This is a genomic window from Pseudomonas urmiensis (assembly GCF_014268815.2).
GTDB classification, from domain to species: Bacteria; Pseudomonadota; Gammaproteobacteria; order Pseudomonadales; family Pseudomonadaceae; genus Aquipseudomonas; species Aquipseudomonas urmiensis.
In genome coordinates this window covers 2,166,406-2,188,251 of record NZ_JABWRE020000001.1, presented here as the reverse complement: position 1 = coordinate 2,188,251, position 21,846 = coordinate 2,166,406, and the positions used below count along the sequence as shown (strand labels likewise).

Annotated in this window: 22 protein-coding genes and 1 pseudogene; 5 read left to right on the top strand and 18 right to left on the bottom strand. The window is 63.7% G+C overall.

Annotated features, from left to right (window positions below; translation table 11 throughout):
* Window positions 1-3: 3 nt before the first annotated feature.
* Both HU737_RS09630 and HU737_RS09625 read left to right on the top strand, forming a co-directional pair.
* On the top strand, window positions 4-543 hold the full coding sequence (locus HU737_RS09630) for a hypothetical protein (RefSeq protein ID WP_225915598.1): 540 nt from the start codon (window positions 4-6) through the stop codon (window positions 541-543).
* Between the two features lie 116 nt (window positions 544-659).
* Window positions 660-950, top strand: coding sequence for a DUF6555 family protein (locus HU737_RS09625; RefSeq protein ID WP_186554470.1), 291 nt, complete (start codon window positions 660-662; stop codon window positions 948-950).
* Window positions 951-988: 38 nt separating this feature from the next.
* Here HU737_RS09625 and HU737_RS09620 read toward each other — a convergent pair whose 3' ends face one another.
* The gene (locus HU737_RS09620) at window positions 989-1,159 is read right to left on the bottom strand and encodes a hypothetical protein (protein ID WP_186554615.1); all 171 of its coding nucleotides are present in this window, start codon (window positions 1,157-1,159) and stop codon (window positions 989-991) included.
* A gap of 185 nt (window positions 1,160-1,344) precedes the next feature.
* Complete coding sequence (locus tag HU737_RS09615) at window positions 1,345-1,959, bottom strand: LuxR C-terminal-related transcriptional regulator (RefSeq protein ID WP_186554471.1); 615 nt, start codon at window positions 1,957-1,959, stop codon at window positions 1,345-1,347.
* Between the two features lie 115 nt (window positions 1,960-2,074).
* On the opposite strand from HU737_RS09615, the gene HU737_RS09610 reads away from it, so the two are divergent.
* Window positions 2,075-3,694 (top strand): ATP-binding response regulator, encoded by a 1,620-nt coding sequence (locus tag HU737_RS09610; RefSeq protein WP_186554472.1) that lies wholly within the window; start codon window positions 2,075-2,077, stop codon window positions 3,692-3,694.
* A gap of 40 nt (window positions 3,695-3,734) precedes the next feature.
* On the opposite strand, the gene HU737_RS09605 is transcribed toward HU737_RS09610, so the two are convergent.
* The 16 genes and pseudogenes from HU737_RS09605 to paaF form a co-directional block, all read right to left on the bottom strand.
* On the bottom strand, window positions 3,735-4,046 hold the full coding sequence (locus HU737_RS09605; RefSeq protein WP_186554473.1) for a hypothetical protein: 312 nt from the start codon (window positions 4,044-4,046) through the stop codon (window positions 3,735-3,737).
* 276 nt (window positions 4,047-4,322) lie between these two features.
* Entirely contained in the window at window positions 4,323-6,377 is a 2,055-nt protein-coding gene (gene paaZ / locus HU737_RS09600) for a phenylacetic acid degradation bifunctional protein PaaZ (protein ID WP_186554474.1), read from the bottom strand.
* 37 nt (window positions 6,378-6,414) lie between these two features.
* Window positions 6,415-7,647, bottom strand: a complete 1,233-nt coding sequence (locus tag HU737_RS09595; protein ID WP_186554475.1) for an OprD family porin — start codon at window positions 7,645-7,647, stop codon at window positions 6,415-6,417.
* A 32-nt stretch (window positions 7,648-7,679) separates the two neighbouring features.
* Window positions 7,680-9,248: pseudogene (locus tag HU737_RS09590) on the bottom strand (cation acetate symporter); the annotation flags it as partial.
* Window positions 9,239-9,547 carry a DUF485 domain-containing protein gene (locus HU737_RS09585; protein ID WP_186554477.1) on the bottom strand — a complete coding sequence of 103 codons (309 nt, stop codon included), beginning with the start codon at window positions 9,545-9,547 and terminating at the stop codon, window positions 9,239-9,241. The pseudogene HU737_RS09590 and the gene HU737_RS09585, both read right to left, overlap by 10 nt.
* Before the next feature lie 163 nt (window positions 9,548-9,710).
* A complete protein-coding gene (gene paaE / locus HU737_RS09580; RefSeq protein ID WP_186554478.1) occupies window positions 9,711-10,787 on the bottom strand; it encodes a 1,2-phenylacetyl-CoA epoxidase subunit PaaE in 1,077 nt (358 codons plus the stop codon).
* A 15-nt stretch (window positions 10,788-10,802) separates the two neighbouring features.
* Window positions 10,803-11,336, bottom strand: coding sequence for a 1,2-phenylacetyl-CoA epoxidase subunit PaaD (gene paaD / locus HU737_RS09575; protein WP_186554479.1), 534 nt, complete (start codon window positions 11,334-11,336; stop codon window positions 10,803-10,805).
* Complete coding sequence (gene paaC, locus HU737_RS09570; protein WP_186554480.1) at window positions 11,323-12,081, bottom strand: 1,2-phenylacetyl-CoA epoxidase subunit PaaC; 759 nt, start codon at window positions 12,079-12,081, stop codon at window positions 11,323-11,325. Before paaC ends, paaD begins: the two co-directional genes overlap by 14 nt.
* Window positions 12,082-12,089: 8 nt before the next feature.
* A complete protein-coding gene (paaB, locus tag HU737_RS09565) occupies window positions 12,090-12,371 on the bottom strand; it encodes a 1,2-phenylacetyl-CoA epoxidase subunit PaaB (RefSeq protein ID WP_186554481.1) in 282 nt (93 codons plus the stop codon).
* A gap of 26 nt (window positions 12,372-12,397) precedes the next feature.
* On the bottom strand, window positions 12,398-13,387 hold the full coding sequence (paaA, locus tag HU737_RS09560) for a 1,2-phenylacetyl-CoA epoxidase subunit PaaA (protein ID WP_186554482.1): 990 nt from the start codon (window positions 13,385-13,387) through the stop codon (window positions 12,398-12,400).
* 323 nt (window positions 13,388-13,710) lie between these two features.
* Window positions 13,711-15,030 (bottom strand): phenylacetate--CoA ligase PaaK, encoded by a 1,320-nt coding sequence (paaK, locus tag HU737_RS09555; protein WP_186554483.1) that lies wholly within the window; start codon window positions 15,028-15,030, stop codon window positions 13,711-13,713.
* Between the two features lie 84 nt (window positions 15,031-15,114).
* Window positions 15,115-16,347, bottom strand: a complete 1,233-nt coding sequence (gene pcaF, locus HU737_RS09550; protein WP_186554484.1) for a 3-oxoadipyl-CoA thiolase — start codon at window positions 16,345-16,347, stop codon at window positions 15,115-15,117.
* On the bottom strand, window positions 16,340-16,795 hold the full coding sequence (gene paaI, locus HU737_RS09545) for a hydroxyphenylacetyl-CoA thioesterase PaaI (RefSeq protein ID WP_186554485.1): 456 nt from the start codon (window positions 16,793-16,795) through the stop codon (window positions 16,340-16,342). The genes pcaF and paaI overlap by 8 nt, the downstream gene beginning before the upstream one ends.
* Window positions 16,788-18,305 (bottom strand): 3-hydroxyacyl-CoA dehydrogenase PaaH, encoded by a 1,518-nt coding sequence (gene paaH / locus HU737_RS09540; protein ID WP_186554486.1) that lies wholly within the window; start codon window positions 18,303-18,305, stop codon window positions 16,788-16,790. The genes paaI and paaH overlap by 8 nt, the downstream gene beginning before the upstream one ends.
* 1 nt (window position 18,306) lies before the next feature.
* Window positions 18,307-19,098 carry a 2-(1,2-epoxy-1,2-dihydrophenyl)acetyl-CoA isomerase PaaG gene (gene paaG / locus HU737_RS09535; protein ID WP_186554487.1) on the bottom strand — a complete coding sequence of 264 codons (792 nt, stop codon included), beginning with the start codon at window positions 19,096-19,098 and terminating at the stop codon, window positions 18,307-18,309.
* A gap of 37 nt (window positions 19,099-19,135) precedes the next feature.
* A complete protein-coding gene (gene paaF, locus HU737_RS09530; protein ID WP_186554488.1) occupies window positions 19,136-19,909 on the bottom strand; it encodes a 2,3-dehydroadipyl-CoA hydratase PaaF in 774 nt (257 codons plus the stop codon).
* A 335-nt stretch (window positions 19,910-20,244) separates the two neighbouring features.
* Here paaF and paaY point away from each other — a divergent pair, with 335 nt between their 5' ends.
* Together paaY and paaX are read left to right on the top strand one after the other, a co-directional pair.
* The gene (paaY, locus tag HU737_RS09525) at window positions 20,245-20,844 is read left to right on the top strand and encodes a phenylacetic acid degradation protein PaaY (RefSeq protein WP_186554489.1); all 600 of its coding nucleotides are present in this window, start codon (window positions 20,245-20,247) and stop codon (window positions 20,842-20,844) included.
* A 77-nt stretch (window positions 20,845-20,921) separates the two neighbouring features.
* Window positions 20,922-21,845 carry a phenylacetic acid degradation operon negative regulatory protein PaaX gene (paaX, locus tag HU737_RS09520; RefSeq protein WP_186554490.1) on the top strand — a complete coding sequence of 308 codons (924 nt, stop codon included), beginning with the start codon at window positions 20,922-20,924 and terminating at the stop codon, window positions 21,843-21,845.
* Window position 21,846: the final 1 nt, after the last annotated feature.

The window sequence follows — 21,846 nt, the reverse complement described above, 5'->3', positions numbered from 1 at the left end:
TGCATGTCACAACGCATCATCACTTCAGTCAACAGCGAGGATTTACATCCGCCCCAGCAGGGCCTGCTGTTTGAAAGCCCACGCGAGCGCCTGGAGTTCTATCGACGCGAGATCCAGTACGAGACCACCATTCTGGCCAACCGCACCGACGCCTTTCTGGCGGCGCAATCGTTCCTGGTGATTGCCTTCATCTCGTGCATGGCCAATCTCAACCAGAAATGGGGCGGGCAATTCACCTTGATCGTGCCACCGTTTCTTGCACTGTTGGGCGCGCTCAGTTCGCTCAACGCCTGGCCAGGTATTCGCGCCGCCTACGGCATCATCGATCACTGGCACTTCAAGCAGAGCCAGCTGTTACGCAGTGAGCCCAGCGTCGGCATGGCCTATGACGACTGGCCGCTGTTCTGCGAGACCGAATCGAGCCACCGCGGCTATCGCAAGTCGCTGATGTTCTCGATTCGCGCGCCGTGGTTGTTTCTGGTGTTTTGGGTGCTATTGGGAGGCTATTGCCTTTTTTTGCAGCTTGATCCGGCCGGCAGTTAAGGGGCGGCTTTTTGCCACCTGACCGCTCATTCACATTGTTCGACAATGTTTTGAATTTTCACGTAAATCGCTGATCCATTGGCTTGTCATCCATGGAGAAGAGGAGGGCCCCACAGATGCCAAACCCACAGCTTTACATCATCGACTACCGGCTGCATGGCGAGCCGCGTAGCTTCATTATTCGCCTGGAACGGATGGACAATGCCGAGGCTTGGCATTGGGCCAGTTGCGATGCCGGTATTGGCATCATTCCCAAGTTTGGCCGGGAGAAGATTCGCAAGGTCAGCCGGCCCATGGCTGAACGCTATGGAATCAGTGAGGTGAACTGGCGCCTGTCGGGCAGTAGGCCGACCCCGGTCGAGGCCTCCAGCGGCGACGATGCCCAGGCCACTTCGCCTATTGCTTGACCCTGGGGCCGCTGATTGCGGCCCCAGTCATTTTCAGCTCATGCACCGGACTCAGGATCACTGGCCGGCACGCCGGGGCGATTTTCTTCCTCGTCGGTGAGGTTCGGATCGGCATCGGGATCATCGGCGCGGTCGTTGCGCCGATCAGGTTGCAGTTCTGGCCAGTCGTCCTCGACGTTGCCGCCGCCCATGTTCAGAATCTTGCTCATAACACCTCCTTTGGCGCCGCTGCCCCAGGTACAGCGCTTACCCAGAGAACAGCGCGGAACCTGTGGGAGCGGGCTCGCCCGCGAAGGGCCGCGAAGCGGACCAAAATCCGCAAGCCCTCAACAATTGAGAACCGCTCAGCACCCTCAATGCTCCATGGCCAGCCACACCAGCCCGACCAGCGGCATCAGGTGCCGGTGTACTTGACCGCAGCGGCTGTACGCGACGAGACATTCAGCGTGCGCAACAGCGAGGACACATGAATGCGCACGGTGAACGGCGAGATATCCAACTCGCGGGCGATTTCCTTGTTGGTCTTGCCTTGGGCGATCAGGCGCAGCACGTCTTGCTGGCGCTGGGTGAGCTGTTCGACTTCGCTTTCTGCGCCCAGCGCGGGCAGCAGGCCAGAAGGCTGGTACTTGACCACGACTTCACCTTCACGGATGGCCAGGATCGCCGCGCCGAGCTCCTCGGGGGTGATGCTCTTGCCGATGAAGCCGTCGGCGCCGGCGGCCATCACCTGGCTGATCAGCTCCGGTTCATCGACCATCGAGACAATGATCAGCGAGGTGCGGCGCAACTGCTTGCGCAGCGCAGCCAACCGCTCAAGGCAGGTCAGGCCGGGGAAACGCAGGTCGAGAATCAGCGTATCCGGCGTATCGCCGTGATCGATCAGCTCCAGCACTTGGCCGAGGTTGCCCGCTTCCTCCAGGCAAGCCTGCGGTAATATCCGTTGCACGGTACGGACCATGGCTTCCCTGAATAGCGGATGGTCGTCCGCGACGATGATGCGGCAGCTCACGTCTTGTCGCTCCTGAAAACGCCCGTTGTCCGGGTCATGCTAATTTAGCACCTGCCTGCGCAGCCTTCCTGGCGCGCACGGCGCGGATGTCGACTGGCGCACAAGGATGCTTGCAATGGACTTTGACAAGAATAACGAACTGGACCAGGCCAACCTGCGCATCATCGTCGCGACCTGTGCACTGGTCTACATGGGGTTGCTCGGCTTTCTGCCGGGGCGCACCTACCAGACCTACCTGCCAGTGGTGTACTACATCGCAGCGTTCCTGCTGGTGTCGATCGGCTTGCGCCAGGCCATCGCCCATTGGCCTGGGCATTACCCGTGGCGGCGCGTGCTGGGCATGGTGCATGACTATACCGGCACCTGCTTTGGCCTGGTGGTCGGCGGCGAGGCGGCCTTGCCGCTGTATGCGGTGATGGTCTGGGTGAACCTGGGCAACGGCATGCGCTTCGGCTCGCGCTACCTGGCCATCGCCACGGTGCTGGCGCTGGCGGCGTTGCTGGTGGTGTACCAGATCACGCCGTATTGGCAGCAGCAGCCGTTCATGGTGTTGATGCTGTTGACCACCAGCACACTGATCCCGATTTATGCCCACCTGCTGCTGGAGCGCACGCGCAAGGCCTCGGAACTGGCCATGCTTGCCACCCGCGAGAAATCGCGGTTCCTTGCCCAGGCCAGCCACGACCTGCGCCAGCCAATCCACTCCATCGGCTTGTTCACCGCCTGCCTGCGCGAAGGGCAGTTGGGTGAGCAGGAACGGCGCCTGGTGGACAATATCGATCGCTCCTTGCTCAACGTCTCCCAGCTGTTTCGCTCGATTCTCGACCTGTACACCCTCGACAACGGCCGGGTGCAACCCAAGTACGAAACCTTCGCTGTGCAGCCGTTCTTGCGCGAGTTGCTGCGCCAGAACGCCGAAGCTGCGCGCTGGGCGGGGGTGGAGATGCGCTTGCGCGCCGGTCGGCACTGGACGTTGGCTGACCCAGGCATGCTCGCCACCATGGTGCAGAACGTGCTGTCCAACAGTTTCAAGTACGCCGCGCAGCGGCCGCTGCTGATTGGCGTACGCCGGCGCGGCGATCACTTGCAGATCGAGATTCATGACCAAGGCCGCGGCATTGCCGCCGAGCATCAAGACAAGGTGTTCGAGGAGTTCTACCGGATTCGCGAAATGCGCGACAAGGATGTCGAAGGCGTCGGCCTGGGTCTGGCCATCGTCAAGCGCTTGGCCCAGCTGATGGATCTGCGCGTGAGCCTGCGGTCGCGTCCGGGCCATGGCACCAGCGTCACCCTGCAGGGGCTGGCGCGGGTAGCGCCGCGAGCCGTGCACAGCGGCGTCGACCCAGCCTTGCAGGCGGGCCTGCTGACCGGGCTGCGGGTGTGCCTGGTGGAAGATGACCACAACGTATTGCAGGCCACCTCGGCATTGCTCGGGCGCTGGGGTTGCCAGGTGCAGGCAGAAAGCTCGGCCAAGGGCCTGAGCAGTGACTGTGACGTGATCGTCGCCGATTACGACCTGGGGCCGGAGGCCACCGGGCTGGACTGCATCGACAGCCTGCGCGCGCAACGCGGCAGGCAAGTGCCGGCCCTGATCATGACCGGGCACGACATTGAACGGATTCAGGCGGCAGTACATGACCGGAATATCGCCATTTTGTCCAAGCCGGTACGTCCGGCCGAACTGCGTGCAGCCCTACGGGCCTTGCGGGAGGAGCCAGCAACGCCGGTGGGTTAGACCGGCGTCGGGGCTGAAGGGGAAACGCGGACAGTGTCGCTCAGCGCAGAATCAGCGGCTGGCCTTCCTTGAGGCACGACGGCGTTGGGTCGTACAGGCCCATGCCAGCGACGGCAACGATAGCGCCGCTCGGCATCTGGCAGTCGTACTCGCCTTTGGCGGTGGTGGCGGTGAAGTAGGTCAGGGTGCTGTCGTTGCGCACGTTGGAGACCTTGGTCACCGGCACGCCGAGGGCGATTTCGGAACGCTGCTTGAGGGTGTCTTCGGTGGGTTTGACGGTCTGGCAGCCAGCCAGGGTGGCCAATGCTGCGAGGGTCAGGATTGGCATGAGCAGGGGATGACGGGGCTTCATGGGGTGCTTCCTTGGCGTTGTTCTGATTGTTCGGCCACACGCCGGCCTGGCGCCGCGGGGACGGCGCGTGGAAAGCGGGTGAGTGGCCGGACTATAACGCCGAGGATGGGGCGCTGGGATTAGGGCAGATGTACGAGGTGGCGTAGTGCCGCTACTGATGGGGTGTCAGTTATGGCCTCTTCGCGGGCAAGCCCGCCCCCACAGGTGTTGCGCTGATCGTGTAGGCGCGGCCTTGCCCGCGCAGAGGCCGGGACACTCACGCGAGAATGACCCGCATCAGCCCGCCCGCTTGAGCACCAGGGTCAAAATGTCATAGCTGGCCACCAACTCACCCAGCTGGTTGGTCACCTCGACATCCCACGCCACCACACCTTGCGGCTGCCCCAGCGGGCTGCTCTTGCCCTGGTCGATCTTGCGCTTGCAGGTCAGCCGCGCCTGGATGGTGTCGCCGATCCCGACCGGGTTGATGAAGCGCAAGGTATCCAACCCATAGTTGGCCAACACTGGCCCCTCGCCAGGCGAGACGAACAAGCCGGCGGCAGCCGACAGTACGAAGTAGCCGTGGGCGATCCGTTTGCCGAACTGCGACTGCTTGGCGGCAATCTCGTCGAAGTGCATGTAGAAGTGATCGCCCGACAGGCAACCGAAGTTGACCAGGTCGGCCTCGGTCACCGTGCGTCGATGGGTCAGCAGCGATTCGCCGATTTGCAGCTCGTCGAAATAGCGGCGGAACGGATGCACTTGGGTCTCGATCACCTCGGCGCCGCGCACATACTCGCCCGTCACCGCACTGAGCATGCTCGGCGAGCCCTGCACGGCCGCGCGTTGCAGGTAATGCTTGACCGCTCGCAGGCCGCCCAGCTCCTCACCACCCCCGGCCCGCCCTGGGCCGCCGTGCTTGAGCTGCGGCAGGGGCGATCCATGCCCGGTCGACTCCTTGGCCGCTTCACGATCCAGCACCAGCAGCCGGCCATGCCACGCCGCCGCCACCGGAATCGCCTTGGCGGCGACCGCGCGCTCGCCAGTGATCAGGCTCGCGACCAGGCTGCCTTTACCTCGTGCGGCCAGTGCCAGGGCTTCGTCCAGATCGTGGTAGGTCATCAGCGTGCTGACCGGGCCAAACGCCTCGATGTCGTGCGCGCCGCCTTCGGCATGCGGGTCGCGCGCGTGCAGCAGGGTTGGCGCGAAGAAGGCCCCTTCAGCCACACCGTCACCCACCGGCGCAAAGCCATCGCTGGCGCCGAACAGCTGGTCGCAGCTGGCGAGCAGGCTGCGCACCCGCTCGCCAACATCGCGCTGTTGATCATGCGAGGCCAGCGCGCCCATGCGCACGCCTTCCACCGAGGGATCGCCGACCACCACCTTGGCCAGGCGCTCGCGCAGGCGAGTGGCGACCGCATCGAGGTGCTTGGCCGGGACGATGGCGCGGCGGATGGCGGTGCATTTCTGCCCGGCCTTGGTGGTCATCTCGCGCACCACCTCCTTGATGTACAGTTCGAACTCTTCGTCGTCCGGAGTTACGTCCGGGCCGAGAATGGCACAGTTGAGCGAGTCGGCCTCGGCGGTGAACGGTACCGAATGGCGGATCAGGTTGGGGTTTACCCGCAGCTTGGCCGCGGTGTCGGCAGACCCGGTGAAGGTCACTACATCCTGGCCTTGCAGGCGGTCGAGCAGGTCACCGGTACTGCCGATCACCAGTTGCAGGCTGCCAGTGGGCAGCAGGCCGGACTCGTTCATCAGGCGCACCACCGCCTCGGTCAGGTAGCTGGTCGAAGTGGCCGGTTTGACGATGCACGGCATGCCCGCGAGGAAGGTCGGGGCGAACTTTTCCAGCATGCCCCAGATGGGGAAGTTGAAGGCGTTGATGTGCACTACCACGCCGGCACGCGGCACCAGGATATGGCTGCCGGCAAAGTGCCCTTGCTTGCCCAGTGCGATGGCCGGGCCTTCGTGCAGCAGATTGCCCGAAGGCAACTCGCGGCTGCCGATGCCGGCATAGGAAAACAGCGTGGCGTTGCCGCCTTCGATGTCGATCCAGCTGTCGGCGCGGGTCGCGCCGCTGTGATGGGACAGGGCGTAGAGCTGTTCCTTGCGTTCGGCCAGGTACAGGGCCAGCGCCTTGAGGCGCGCAGCGCGCTGCTGGAAATCCATGGCCAGCAACTGGGCCAGGCCCTGGCTGCGAGCAAATGCCACAGCCTCGGCGAAATCAGGACGCTCTTCATGGCTGTAGGCCAGGATGTGGCCGTCCAGGGCGCTACGCAGGGCCTGGGCGCCGTGCTGGCCAATCCAGCGGCCAGCGATGAAGCTCTGCAGGGTAGGGGCGTCAGACATACTGTTCTCCAAGCGGTTGTGATGGACAGGGGCGCGGTTACCACAGCGCCAGGGTGTAGCCGATGATCAGGCGGTTCTCGTCCAGCTTGCTGGTCAGGCCGTTGCCAGAGCGGAAGGTGACGTTGCGCCAACGCAGGCTGACGTCCTTGAATGGGCCGCTCTGGATGACGTAGGTAAGGTCGGTGTCGCGTTCGCGCTCGCGGCCATTGCTGAGGGTTGCGGTTTCGGCGTGGCGGCCGTCGGTGTAACGGGTCATGAAGCTCAGGCCGGGGATGCCCAAGGCGACAAAGTCGTAGTCGTAGCGCAACTGCCAGGAGTCGAGCCCGGCGCGGGTGAAGGTGTTGTAGGTGACCAGGTTGACGGTGTAGGGGTCGCCGCCATTGAGGAACGGGAAGGCGCTGTCGCCGGACATCTGCTGCCAGGTCGCGGTGAACTTATGCGCGCGCACCCCAAGGGTGAACATGGCGTTGAAGTTGCGGTTGTCGATGCGCCCGGCGCGCTCGGCGCCGTCACCACGGCTATCGAAGTAGCGCAGGTCGCTGCGCAGGCTCAGGCCTTCGCCCAGCGGTTGGGTATGCAGCAGGCCGACATACTGCTGACGGTAGATCTCGTCGAGCTTGGCGTAGTAGTAGCTCAGGCTGGTCTGTGGGGTGAGTGCGTAGCTGCCACCGGCAAAGTCGAAATGATCGCTCTGCGCTGCGCCATAGCCGATATCGTCACGCCCGGACGAGTCACGCAGGTTGGCCTCGGTCAGACGCCCGGCATTGACCGTCAGCCCGTCGATTTCCTGGCTGGTCAGCAAGCCACCTTGGAAGGTCGATGACAGCAAGCGGGTGTCGTTGTACACCACCACCGGCAGGATCGGCTGCAGGGTGCCCAGGCGCAGGGTGCTCTTGGACAGCCGTAGCTTGCCGGTCAGGCCCAGCTCACTGTAGTTGTCGACCGGCTCGTGGCTGTTCGGCCCATACGGCAGCAGGCCGGTATTGCGCCGATCACGGCTGGAGTCGAGCTTGATCCCCAGCTGTCCCATGGCGTCGAGGCCAACCCCCAGCGGGCCTTCGCTGAAGCCCGACTCGAAGCGCGCGGTGAAGCCTTGGCCCCATTCCTCGGCCTTGGACTGCGGGGCATTGGCCTGGCGAAAATCGCGGTTGATGTAGTGGTTGCGCAGCTCGATACGCGCGTGGCTGTCTGCGATCAAATCCGCCATGGCGGGCGAGGGCAGGGCCAGGCTGGCCAGCCAGGCCAGCGACTTGAAGCGAGTGTGGTTCATTATTGTTGTACCCGACATTCGAAGTTCAAGGGTTAGTGTTTGCTGGCGCCAACCGCGCCAATACCGGTCATGGAGCGGATGAACTGGCCCAGGTAGCGCCCACGCTCCTGCGCGGCGCGTTCAGAGCCGTCGGTGACCGAGAACGCCCAGGCGCTGAAGAACGCCAGGCTCATGGAGAACAACGCCGGGTTGCTGTAGGGGAACAGCGCTTGCTGGTTGTGCAGGACGTTGACCCACACCGCCGGGCCGAGCACCACCAGCACGATCGCCGAAATCAGCCCGGCCATGCTGCCGCACACCGCCCCACGGGTGGTCAGGCCCTTCCAGAACATCGAGAGCAGCAGCACCGGGAAGTTGACCGAGGCCGCTACCGCCAGCACCAGGCCGGAGAGGAAGGCAATGTTCTGCGACTCGAACATCAGACCGAGAATGATCGCCAACACGCCGATAACCAACGTTGCCAGGCGCGACACGCGCATTTCATCCTGCTCGCTGGCCTGGCCTTTGCGCATTACGCAGGCGTACAGGTCGTGGGAGACTGCCGAGGCGCCAGACAACGCCAGACCTGCAACCACCGCCAGGATGGTGGCGAAGGCCACGGCCGAGATGAAGCCGAGGAACAAGTTGCCACCTACGGCCTGGGCCAGGTGCACGGCGATCATGTTGCCACCGCCGATGATTGCGCCGCTGGCATCGCGATAAGACGGCTCGGTGCCGACCATGACGATGGCGCCGAAGCCGATGACGATCAGCAGCAGGTAGAAGTAGCCGATGAAGCCGGTGGCGTAGAACACGCTCTTGCGTGCTTCCTTGGCATCGCTGACAGTAAAGAAGCGCATCAGGATATGCGGCAGGCCAGCGGTGCCGAACATCATCCCCAAGCCTAGGGAAATCGCATCGATCGGGTTGGACAGCAAGCCGCCCGGGGCCATGATCGCCTGGCCTTTGGCATGCACCGACACCGCGCTGGCAAACATCGCCTCGGTGCTGAAGCCAAAGTGCTTGAGCACCATGAACGCCATGAACGTCGTGCCCGAAAGCAGCATCACCGCCTTGATGATCTGCACCCAGGTGGTTGCCAGCATGCCGCCAAAGGTCACGTAGAGCACCATCAGCACGCCGACCAGCACCACCGCATACAGGTAGCTGATGCCAAACAGCAGTTCGATCAGCTTGCCGGCGCCGACCATTTGCGCGACCAGGTACATCAAGGCCACGGCCAGGGTGCCGAATGCCGAGGTCAGGCGCACCGGGGTTTGCGCCAGGCGGTAGGAAACCACGTCGGCGAAGGTGTACTTGCCCAGGTTGCGCAGGCGTTCGGCGATCAGGAACAGGATGATCGGCCAGCCGGCCAGCACGCCCAGGGCATACAGCAGGCCGTCGTAGCCGTTCATGAACATCATCGCCGAGATGCCCAGGAAGGACGCGGCGCTGATCATGTCGCCGGCGATCGCCAAGCCGTTCTGCATGCCGGTCAGGCCACCGCCGGCGGTGTAGAAATCGCTGGCCGAGCGGGTGCGCAAGGCGGCCCAGCGGGTCACCAGCAAGGTGAAGCAGACGAACACCATGAACATCGAGATGGCAGTCCAGTTCATTGGGCGAACTCCTGCTTGACCTTGTCGTTGAGCGGGTCGATCACGCTGTTGGCGCGGTGCATGTAGATGCCGGTAAGGGCGAAGGACAACAGCACCATCAGCACCCCGACCAGCATGCCGACACTGGTCACGCCGCCGCTCAGCGACTGACCGAGGAGGCCGGGGGCGAACGCCACCAGCAGGACGAAGCCGTAGTAGGCAGCCAGCATGATCAGGGTCAGCGAGCCGTTGAGGCGGCGTTTGCGCTGGATCAGTTGCTGGAAATCGGGGTGATTGCTGATGCGCTCGATGTGCTCGGGGGTCATGGGAAGCGATCTCTTGGTGTTGTAATTGTTTTTGCTGAGGTCACGCGGTTAGTGCGGTGTTGCTGAGGGCCTCATCGCAGGGCAAGCCCGCTCCCACGCAATGGATTCGATTGCGACGAGGTACGTGGGCGCGGGCTGGCCCCGCTTTGAGGTCTACTGGATCTCACAGCTGGTCGAAATCGAGCACCACCTTGTCGCTGATCGGATAGGTCTGGCACGACAGCACATAGCCCGCCGCCACCTCGTAATCTTCCAGCGCATGGTTGCTGTCCATCTCCACCTCGCCCTCGATCACCCGGCACTTGCAGGTCGAGCAGACGCCGGCCTTGCACGAGTAGGGCAGCTCGGCGCCAATCGCGTTGCCGGCATCGAGGATGTTCTGGGTATTGCGCGGCAGGTCGAACGCCAGCGCGCGGCCATCGCTGATCACGGTGACCTGGCTGATCGCCGAATCGACCTGGCGCGCCGCCTCACGCGCTTCACGCCGCGCCTGGCTGCCGGCCGCGGCGAACAGCTCGAAATGGATACGCTCCTTGGCCATGCCATTGGCCTGCAGGCTGTCACGCACGGTTTCGGTCATCGCTTGCGGACCGCAGATGAATGCCGCATCCAGGCTCGCCACATCCATCCAGCGGGAGAACAGCTGGCCGCACTTGTCGGCGTCGATACGGCCGTTGTACAGGTCAACGTCTTGCTGCTCGCGGCTGAACACGAAGATCAGGTTGAGGCGATCCAGGTATTGGTTTTTCAGGTCTTCAAGCGTGTTGCGAAACAACGCAGCGGAGCTTGAGCGGTTGCCATACAGCAAGGTGAAGCGGCTGTGCGGCTCGCTGGCCAAGGTGCTGGCGATGATCGACAGGATTGGGGTAATGCCACTACCAGCGGCCACGCCCAGGTAATTGCCCTGGCGGCTCGGCTCCAGCGGCACGAAGAAGCTGCCGGCGGGGGGCATCACCTCCAATTGCTGGCCCGGTTTGAGCGCTTCGTTGGCAAACGAGGAAAAGCGCCCACCGGGTACCCGCTTGACTGCCACGCGCAACTCGCCATCGTGCACCGCGCTGCAGATCGAATACGAGCGGCGCACTTCTTCGTCATCCAGCTGGGTGCGCATCACCAGGTACTGGCCCTGGGTGAAGCGAAATGCCGCCTGCAGGTGCGCAGGCACGTCAAAGGCGATCGATACCGCGTCGCGTGTCTCGGTGCGCACGTCTTTGATGGTCAGGCTATGAAACTGGCTCATGGTGTTCTCCACGGCTCAAATGCATTTGAAATAGTCGAAGGGCTCCAGGCACTCGCGACAGCGGTACAGCGCTTTGCAGGCGGTGGAGCCAAATTGGCTGAGCAGCTCGGTATGGCTACTGCCACATTGCGGGCAGCACACCTGCGGCGCCTGGCCGAGCAGGCTGCGCTTGCTCTGGCTGCCCTCGGGCGGGGCGATGCCGTACCGCCGTAGCCGCTCGCGGCCCTGGTCGCTGATCCAGTCGCTGCTCCAGGCCGGGGTCAATCGCCGCTCCAGGTCCGGCTCGGCGAATCCGGCCTGCTCCAGCGCCTGGCGGATATCACCCTCGATCACTTCGGTTGCCGGGCAGCCGGAGTACGTCGGGGTCACCACCAGGTGCAGGTGGCCGGCGCGCCAGTCGAGGTCACGCACGATGCCCAGATCGACCACGCTGACCACCGGCACCTCCGGGTCCATCACCTGTTCCAGCACCGCCCAGGCCCGCGCCAGGTCATCGCCGCGTGCCGCGCGGGCGCCACGGTCGCTGGCGATCAGCTCACCAGGTTGCATCGGGATAGGCCCGTGGCAAGAACTGCATCTCGGCCAGCAGTAGGCCCAGGTGCTCGCTGTGCAGGCCTGTGCGACCACTCAGATAGAAGTGGTTGGCCGCGTTGGGCAGCGGCAGCTCGACCGAGGCGAAGATCGCGCTGACCTGCTTGAGCCAAGCCGCGCCGACCTGCGCAGGATCTGCGCCAATGCCCGCTTCGGCCAGGCGCAGCTCGGCTTCGCTGCCGGCCGCCAGTTCCACGGTGAAGCGCCACAGCAGCGGGATCGCGGCGAGCATGCGCCGGCGGCTTTCTTCGGTGCCGCCGCCCAAGCGCTGCACCCACTCGCCAGAGCGGCGCAGGTGATAGGTGACTTCCTTCAGGGCCTTGGCGGCAATGCCGGCGATGCGCGGGTCTTGCGATTGGCTCAGCTCTTGGAGCACGGCGAAATGCCAGGCGTCATAGAAGAACTGCTTGAGCATGGTCACGGCGAAATCGCCATTGGGTTGTTCGACCAGCAACAGGTTGCGATAGGCCCGCTCATCGCGGCGAAACGCCAGGGCGTCGGCGTCGAGGCCGTCGTCGCTCAGTTCGGCGGCGTATTCCAGCCAGTTGCGTGCCTGGCCGACCAAATCGAGGCCGACGTTCATCAGGGCCAGCTCTTCTTCCAGAGCCGGCGCATGGCCGCACCACTGGCACAGGCGCTGGCCCTGGATCAGGGCGCTGTCACCGAGCAGCAGCAGGTATTGGATGAGTGCTTGATTGTGCATGGCGGGCCTCACATGTGTCCGACTTCATCAGGCAGCTGGTAGAAGCTGGCATGGCGGTAAACCTTGTCGTCGGCAGGGGCGAACAGCGGGTCTTTGTCATCTGGCGAGGAGGCGGTGATCAGTGCCGAGGGCACGACCCACAGGCTCACCCCTTCGCTGCGGCGGGTGTACAGCTCACGGGCGTTCTCGATGGCCATGGCGGCATCGGCGGCATGCACGCTGCCCACATGTTTATGGTTCAGGCCGTGCTTGCTGCGCACGAATACTTCGTAGAGGGTCCAGACAGACATGTTCGATCTCCGCATCAATCGCCGCTTCAGGCGGCGTTCTTGTTCTGTTGCTTGCGTGCGTAGGCCACGGCGGCCTCGCGTACCCAGGCGCCGTCTTCGATGGCCTGGCGGCGGGTGGCGACGCGCTCCTGGTTGCAGGGGCCGTTGCCTTTGATCACTTCGTAGAATTCATCCCACTGGATCTCGCCGAAGTCGTAGTGGCCGCGCGCCTCGTTCCACTTGAGGTCTGGGTCGGGCGCGGTGCAGCCAAGCAGTTCGAGCTGGGGGATGGTCTGGTCGATGAAACGCTGGCGCAGCTCGTCGTTGGTCTGGCGCTTGATCTTCCAGGCCATTGATTGGGCGCTGTTGGGCGAGTGCTCGTCGCTGGGGCCGAACATCATCAGCGCCGGCCACCAGAGGCGATTGATCGCATCCTGGACCATGTCTTTTTGCGCCTGGGTGCCGTGGCGCATCATGGTCAGCAGCAACTCGTAGCCCTGGCGCTGGTGGAAGCTTTCTTCCTTGCAGATGCGGATCATCGCCCGCGAGTAGGGGCCATAGGAGGTGCGCTGCAGCACCACCTGATTGACGATCGCCGCGCCATCGACCAGCCAGCCGACCGCGCCCATGTCGGCCCAGCTCAAGGTCGGGTAGTTGAAGATGCTCGAATACTTGGCCTTGCCGCTGTGCAGCTTGGCGATTTCTTCGTCGCGGTCGGCGCCGAGGGTTTCCATGGCGCTGTACAGGTACAGGCCGTGGCCGGCTTCGTCCTGGATCTTGGCCATCAGTTGCAGCTTGCGCTTGAGGCTGGGGGCACGGGTGACCCAGTTGCCTTCAGGCAGCATGCCGACGATTTCCGAATGGGCGTGTTGCGAGATCTGCCGGATCAAGGTCTGGCGGTAGGCGTCGGGCATCCAGTTCTTGGCTTCGATCTTGATCTCGGCGTCGATTTTTTCCTGGAAGGCACGCTCCTCGGGGGACATCTCCTCGAGCGACTTGATGTGCTTTACACCGGTTTCCACTAGCTGTGCGTACATGTTCTGACTCCTGCCTCAGGGCTGGGTGGGGCATGAGTCATTTATAAGCGATACAAAACACAACATCAAACATATTTTGATGTATCGAATACTAATTGTGTATCGCTTTGAAATACTGGGGCCGCTTTGCGCCCCTTCGCGGCGGTTCGGCGCTCCGACAAGCCCGCTCCCACAGGGATAGCGCCGCTCTCGCGGTCGGCGCCGTACCTGTGGGAGCGGGCTTGTCGGAGCGCCGAACCGCCGCGAAGGGGCGCGAAGCGGCCCCAAAATCTTAAGTGAACAGCATGACGGCCATTGGCCGGGGCTGGGGGACTAGCGAAGACTCAGCTAGCCAGGCGTTTATCGTAAACGTGGCAAGCCTTACCTTCCGAACGCTTCAAGGTGCCGCAAGGCTTGAGCAATACCTGGGTGCTGATGCCAATGTAAGTCTTGATCTGCCGGCCCAATTCGCCAACCACCTGCTGGCGCTGCGCGTCATCCAGCGCCTGGCATTCGCCGCGCAACTCGACATGCACCTCAACGCTGTCGAGATTGCCATTGCGATACAGGTGAATCTCATAAAGCTCAGAAAGCTGTTTTATTTTCAGCACCTGCTCTTCAATCTGCGTGGGGAACACGTTAACCCCCCGAATGATCAGCATGTCGTCACTGCGCCCGGTGATCTTGCCAATCCGCCGCATCGGCCGCGCCGTGCCGGGCAGCAGGCGGGTGAGGTCGCGGGTGCGGTAGCGGATCATCGGCAGCGCCTCCTTGCTCAGCGAGGTGAACACCAACTCACCCAACTGACCATCGGGCAGCACTTGACCGGTTATCGGGTCAATGATTTCGGGGTAGAAGTGGTCCTCCCAGATGGTCGGGCCATCCTTGGTTTCGATGCACTCCATGGCAACCCCTGGGCCCATGATTTCCGACAGGCCATAGATATCCAGGGCATTGATCCCCAAGCGCTGCTCGATGGAGCGACGCAGTTCGTCGGTCCAAGGCTCGGCACCGAAGATCCCCAGGCGCAGCTTGAGCTGATGCGGGTCGATGCCCTGGCGCTCGATCTCGTCAGCCAGGTTGAGCATGTAGGAGGGTGTGACCATGATGATGTCAGGCTGAAAATCGCGGATCAGCTGCACTTGTTTTTCAGTCTGGCCACCGGACATGGGGATGACCGTGCAGCCCAGGCGCTCGGCGCCGTAGTGCGCGCCCAGGCCGCCGGTGAACAGCCCATAGCCATAGGAGACATGCACCTTGTCGCCCTTGCGCCCACCCGCGGCGCGGATCGAGCGGGCGACGACATTGGCCCAGGTGTCGATATCGGCCTGGGTATAGCCGACCACCGTCGGCTTGCCGGTAGTGCCGCTGGAGGCGTGCAGGCGCACCACTTCCTGCTGGGGCACGGCGAACATGCCGTACGGGTAGTTGTCGCGCAGGTCGTTCTTGCCGGTGAAGGGGAACTTGGCCAGGTCTTCCAGTGATTTCAGGTCATCAGGGTGCGCGCCAGACTCAGCAAAACGCTGACGGTACAGCGGCACATTGGCGTAGGCGTGGTTCAGGCTCCAGCGCAGGCGCTCCAGCTGATGCTGGCGCAGTTGATCGACACTGGCGGTTTCCATCGGGTCCAGCAAGGCGCGTTCGGCATCGTGGTACATGTTCATGGCTTCACTCGAATTGTTCTTGTACGTAGGCGCAGAGGCCTTGAGTGTCATGCGGGCAGCATACTGCCCGTAGCAGGTTCAGTCTCAGTCCGTTGGTCTGAGGCGCTCGATGATCAGGGCAATGCCCTGGCCGACGCCGATGCACATGGTGCACAGGGCGTAGCGCCCGTCGGTTTCTTCCAGCTCGTGCAGCGCCGTGGTGACCAGCCGCGCCCCGCTCATGCCCAGCGGGTGGCCGAGGGCAATGGCACCGCCATTGCGGTTGACCCGCGGGTCGTCGTCCGCCAGGCCCAGCTCACGCAGCACTGCCAGGCCTTGGGCGGCGAAGGCTTCGTTGAGCTCGATGACATCCATGTCGGCCAAGGCCAGGCCGGTCAGTTCCAGCACCTTGTGGGTCGCCGGCACCGGGCCAATGCCCATGATTCGCGGCTCGACCCCCGCCGCCGCCATGCCGACGATCCGGCCGCGCGCTTGCAAACCATGGCGGCGGGCGGCTGCGCTGCTGGCCAGCAACAGCGCACAGGCACCGTCGTTGACGCCCGACGCATTGCCAGCGGTAACGCTGCCACCCTCGCGGAACGGCGTGCCGAGCTTGGCCAGTTGCTCCAGGGTGGTGTCGGCACGCGGATGCTCGTCGTGCTCGACCAGCTTCGCCGGGCCTTTGCGCTGGGCAATTTCGACCGGCACGATCTCCTGCGCCAAACGGCCGCGGGCCTGGGCAGCAGCGGCTTTGTGCTGGCTGCGCAAGGCAAATGCATCTTGATCGGCGCGGGAAATAGCGAACTGGGCGGCAACGTTCTCGGCGGTCTCAGGCATCGAGTCGATGCCGTATTGGGCCTGCAACAGCTTATTGACGAAACGCCAGCCGATGGTGGTATCGAACAGCTCGGCGCCACGGCCGAACGCCTGCTCGGATTTGCCCATGACAAACGGCGCGCGCGACATCGATTCGACCCCGCCTGCCAGCATCAGCCCAGCCTCGCCACAGCGCAGGGCGCGGGCTGCGCTGCCGATGGCGTCCAGCCCTGAGCCACACAGGCGATTGAGGGTGGTGCCCGGTACCGCCTGCGGCAACCCGGTGAGCAGGGTGGCCATGCGGGCCACGTTGCGGTTGTCTTCCCCGGCCTGGTTGGCGCAGCCAAGGATCACGTCATCGATAGCGCTCCAGTCCAACTGCGGGTGACGCGCCATCAGCGCCTTGATCGGCACAGCTGCAAGATCATCGGCGCGTACCGTGCTGAGGGCACCGCCATAGCGGCCGATGGGCGTACGCACGGCGTCGATGATCAGCGCATCGTTGCGGGTCTGGTCAGTCATCTTTGCTCTCCTGCGCCAGCACCGTGCCGCGCACTTTGTAGGATTTACCGCGGAACAGGGCAATCAGCTCACCCCGCTGGTTTTCCAGCCTGACGTCATACAGGCCGGTGCGGCCTTTGCGGCTGAGTTCGCTGGCAGTGGCAGTGAGTACATCGTGCTCAACCGCCGGGGCCAGGTAATCGATGCTGCAGCCCTGGGCCACCGTGGCTTCGTCGTAACTGTTGCAGGCGAAGGCGAACGCCGAGTCGGCCAGGGCAAACAGGTAACCGCCATGGCAGGTGCCGTGCCCTTGGATCATGTCTGCCCGGACCTGCATGCTCAGGCGCGCACGGCCTGGGCCGCTGTCGAGCAGGCGAGCGCCCATGGCCTGGGTCGCTCGGTCGCGGGAGAACATCGCGTCGCTACAGGCGCGGGCCAGTTCATCGGGGGTGCGTTGGCTTTCAGTCATGCAGGTGGCCTCCTTGGGCATGCACGCGACGCAGCAGCAGGGAAGGGCGATAGCGGGTTTCGCCATAGCTGTTTTGCAGGTTCTGCAGCACGCGCAGGGTGTAGCCCAGGCCAATGTGCTCAGCCCAGGCCAGCGGGCCGCAGGGGTAGTTGACGCCAGCGCGCATGGCCAGATCGATATCAGCGGCTGATCCGACGCCTTGCAGCACGGCGTCCGCCGCCTCGTTGGCAAGGGTTGCCACGGTACGCAGCACCACCAGGCCTGGTAGGTCGGCAACCTCGCTCACGCTGAAACCTGCTTGGCGCAGCAGGGCAATCGCCTGGTCCTGCGCTTGGTCGGTGGTGTCCGCCGCCTTGCTGATGGCGATGCGCGCTGTGCTTGTGTAGTCCAGAGCAAGATCGACCAGCAGCAGGTTGCTCAGGCCATCTTCGCGTGCGCGCTGGCTGGCCAGGCGACCGTCGGATAGCGCCAAGGTCGCATCGCCCACGCGCAGCAGGCCATTGCCTGGACGTTCAGTGACACTGATGCCACTGGCTTTGAGCCGCTGCAGCAATGGCTGCATCACCCCCAGGCAACCTTCCACTACACAACGATCGACGCGCGCCGTGCTCTGAAGCTCAGCTGCCGGCGGGCGCTCGGCGCCTTCGCGGTAGTCGTAGAAACCCTGGCCGCTCTTGCGCCCCAAGCGGCCGGCATCGACCAGCTCTTTTTGCACCAGCGAAGGTTGGAAGCGGAAGTCGCCATAGAACGCATCGAACACCGAGCAGGTCACGGCATAGTTGACGTCGTGGCCGATCAAATCGGTCAGCTCGAATGGGCCCATGCGAAAACCGCCTGCATCGCGCAGCAGCGCATCGAGGGTGGCGCAGTCCGCCGCGCCTTCCTGGAGCAGACGCAGGCTTTCGGCGTAGAACGGCCGCGCGACCCGGTTGACGATAAAACCAGGGGTGGAACGGGTATGGACCGGCTGCTTGCCCCAGGCCTTGGCCAGTTGATACAGCCGGGCAGCCAATTGCGGATCAGTGGCAAGGCCGCTGACGACCTCGACCAGCGCCATGACCGGCGCGGGGTTGAAGAAGTGCATGCCAATTACCCGCTGCGGCCGGCGCAGCCCCGCCGCAAGGCTGGTGATCGACAGCGATGAGGTGTTGCTGGCGAGGATGCAATCGTCGGCGCACAGTGCTTCGAGTTGGCGCAGCAAGTCCTGCTTGACCTGCAAGTTCTCGACGATGGCCTCGATCACCAGCTGTGCATCGGCCAATGCTTCTATCGATTCGACCGGCTGCAGGCGAGCGCTGATCGCCTCGCGCTCGGCGGCGTCGAGCTTGCCTTTGTCGACCAGCTGCCCGAGCTGCCGATCGATACCTTGCAGCGCCTGGGCCGCCGCGCCGGGGCGGTTGTCGTAGAGCTGCACCGGGTGACCGGCCTGGGCCGCCACCTGAGCGATGCCGGCGCCCATGGCACCGGCGCCGATCACTGCAACCCGGGTATTAGTGTTGAACACACTCATGTCAGCACCCCTTGAATGCTGGCTGGCGTTTGTCCATGAACGCAGCGACGCCTTCGCGGTAGTCCTCGCTGCGCCCGGCCAGGCGTTGCAGGTCCCGCTCCAGCTCCAACTGCTGGTCGAAGCGGTTGTCGAAGCTGGCATTCAGGGCGCGCTTGATCAGGGCCAGGCCGTAGGTCGGCTGGGTTGCCAGGTGCCGTGCCAAGCTCAGGGCCTCGTCGCGCAGCGCAGCATCATCGACCACCCGGTTGATCAGCCCCCAGTGTTCGGCTTGCTCCGCGCTTAATCGCTCACCGAGCAGGGCCAACGCCTTGGCCCGGGCCATGCCGATCAGCCGCGGCAATTGCCAGGTGCCCCCAGAATCGGGCACCAGGCCGATCTTGCGGAAGGCTTGGATGAAGCTTGCCGAGCGCGCTGCCAGGACCAGATCGCAGGCCAGCGGGATATTCGCCCCGGCCCCCGCCGCCACGCCGTTGACTGCGCAGATCACCGGCATCGGTAGCTCGCGCAGGGTGCGGATCATCGGGTTGTAGAACTGCTCGATCGACTCGCCCAGGTCGGGCATCTGCGCGCCTGGTGCGACATTGCGATCCGACAGATCTTGGCCGGCGCAGAAACCGCGGCCTTCACCCGTCAACAGCAGCACTCGCACTTGCGGGGCCTGGCGCACCTGTTTGAGGGCCTCGCGCACTTCCTTGTGCATCTGGGTATTGAAGCTGTTCAGCTGGTCGGGCCGATTCAGCGAGAGGAGGGCGACACCGTCCTCGATGGAAAACAGGATGTGCTCGAAAGTCATTGCAGACTCGCTCCGTCAGTCGATGGGAAGGGGCCGATTACTGGCCCTGGAAATGGGCCGGGCGTTTTTCCTGGAAGGCGCGAATGCCTTCGGCGCGGTCGGCGGTGCCGGCCAGCAGGGTGAACGCGTGGCGCTCCAAGCGCAGGCCGGTGGCAAGGTCGGTGTCTGCGGCCTTGAGCAGCGCTTCCTTGGCCAAACGCACCGCCAGCGGCGCCTTGCGGGCAATCGCCGCGCCAATCTGCATGGCGCGCTCAACGGTCAGCTCGGGTTGGCTGACTTCACTGACCAGCCCGGCCTGCTGGGCGTGGCGGGCGCTGATCGGCTCGCCGGTCAGCACCATCTGCATCGCCAGCGGCTTGCCGACTGCGCGCAACAAACGTTGGGTGCCGCCGGCGCCGGGGATGATGCCCAGGTTGATTTCCGGCTGGCCGAAACGTGCATCTTCGCCAGCGATGACGATGTCGGCGCACATCACTAGCTCACAACCGCCACCCAGGGCGAAGCCGTTGACGGCGGCGATCAACGGCTTGGAGAAGGCAGCGATCCGCTGCCAATGGGCGACCCGCGGGTCATTGAGGATGCCGACCAGGTCGCGCTCGGCCATCTCGCGGATGTCGGCACCGGCGGCGAACGCTTTCCGGTTGCCGGTTATTACCACCACAGCGATCGCCGGGTCGCGGTCGGCGCTGTCCAGCTCGGCGGCGAGTTCCGCGAGCAGTTCGGTATTCAGCGCATTGAGCGCTTCGGGCCGTTGCAGGGTGATCAGACGGACGCCGTCCTCAGGCGCCTGCACAACGAGGTAGCGAGGCATGTTGGGTTCCTCAGGCTGCACGCACGGCCTTGAGGCCGGCATTTATTGGAATTGTCTGCAGGAGCAGGGGGCGCAGCGCGACGCCTGCTCAGGTGCGCCAAGTATATGCCTTATGCGATACATAACTGCAACATCATAATTTGTTTTCTGTGTCCCGTAGTAGGTAAGTGATTTTGACTAGGCTCAGTCTTTATCAGCCTAACGCCCGCAAAATAAGGGTTTTGCTGATCGACCCATCCAGCGCTTGAAAGCGATACAGGAAATTCGAGATTGACGATCAGTTTTATTGTGATACATGATCGGTACACATTTCGAATCATGTGGAGAGGTGTGACATGCCTTGCTATCGACTGGACGGCCTGACACCGGTAATCCATCCCACTGCCTACGTACACCCAAGCGCTGTGCTGATTGGCGACGTGATCATTGGTCCACACTGCTACGTAGGGCCATTGGCCTCACTGCGCGGCGACTTTGGCCGCATCGTGCTGGAGGAGGGCGCCAATCTGCAGGACACCTGCGTGATGCATGGCTTCCCTGGCGGCGATACGGTCATCGAGCGCAACGGGCATGTCGGCCACGGCGCGGTGCTGCACGGTTGCCGGGTAGGTGAGGACGCCCTGGTGGGCATGAACGCCGTGGTGATGGATGGCGCCTACATCGCGCCACGCTGCATCGTCGCCGCCACGGCGTTCGTCAAGGCAGGTTTCCAATGCCCTGAGCAAAGCCTGGTGGTCGGCTCACCGGCCCAGGCCAAACGCACGCTCAGCGACCAGGAAATCGCCTGGAAGCAACGGGGTACCGCCGAATATCAGCTGCTGGCCAAGCGCTGCATGGCCGCGCTGGTCGAGTGCCCGCCGCTGACCGAAGTCCAAGCGCTGCGACCGCGCATGGGTGACTCGGGCTTGCGGCCAAAAGCGGAGCAGGGGGCATGAACCAAGCGTTGCCACGTAATGGCCAGGCAGGGCGGCGTGCAGGTATAGTCGGGGTTCCATCCGCTTCCAGTTCTCCCATGAGCAGCCTTGCCCCCCTTAATACGCTGATCACCCGTTTCCAGGAACAGACGCCAATCCGCGCCAGTTCGCTGATCATCACCCTGTATGGCGACGCCATCGAGCCGCATGGCGGCACGGTGTGGCTGGGCAGCTTGATCAATCTGCTCGAGCCAATCGGCATCAATGAGCGGCTGATCCGTACCTCGATCTTCCGCTTGAGCAAAGAAGGGTGGTTGACCGCCGAAAAAGTCGGCCGACGCAGCTACTACAGCCTCACCGGCACTGGCCGGCGGCGTTTCGAAAAGGCCTTCAAGCGGGTCTACAGCCCAAGCCTGCCGGCCTGGGATGGCGCCTGGACACTGGTCTTGCTGTCGCAGCTGGAAGCCAGCAAGCGCAAGGCCGTTCGCGAAGAGCTGGAGTGGCAAGGTTATGGTGCGATCGCGCCGAACGTGCTGGGCTGCCCACGCGCCGACCGCAGTGATCTTGCCGCAACCTTGCGTGAGCTGGACGCCACCGACGACAGCATCGTCTTTGAAACCCACACCCAGGAAGTGCTGGCCTCTAAAGCCATGCGCGCCCAGGTTCGCGAAAGCTGGCGGATCGAGGAGCTGGGCGAGCATTACAGCGAGTTCATCCGCCTGTTCCGGCCGCTGTGGCAAGCCCTCAAGGAACAGCAAGCGCTTGACGCCCAGGACTGCTTCCTGGCGCGCACACTGCTGATCCATGAATATCGCCGGCTACTGCTGCGTGACCCACAACTGCCAGATGAGTTGCTGCCGGGCGATTGGGAGGGCAGGGCTGCCCGCCAGCTGTGCCGCAACCTGTATCGACTGGTGTGCGCCAAGGCCGAGGAGTGGCTGAACAGCGCCCTGGAGACCGCCGACGGGCCGTTGCCGGATGTCAACGAGAGCTTCTACAAGCGTTTCGGCGGCTTGGCCTGAA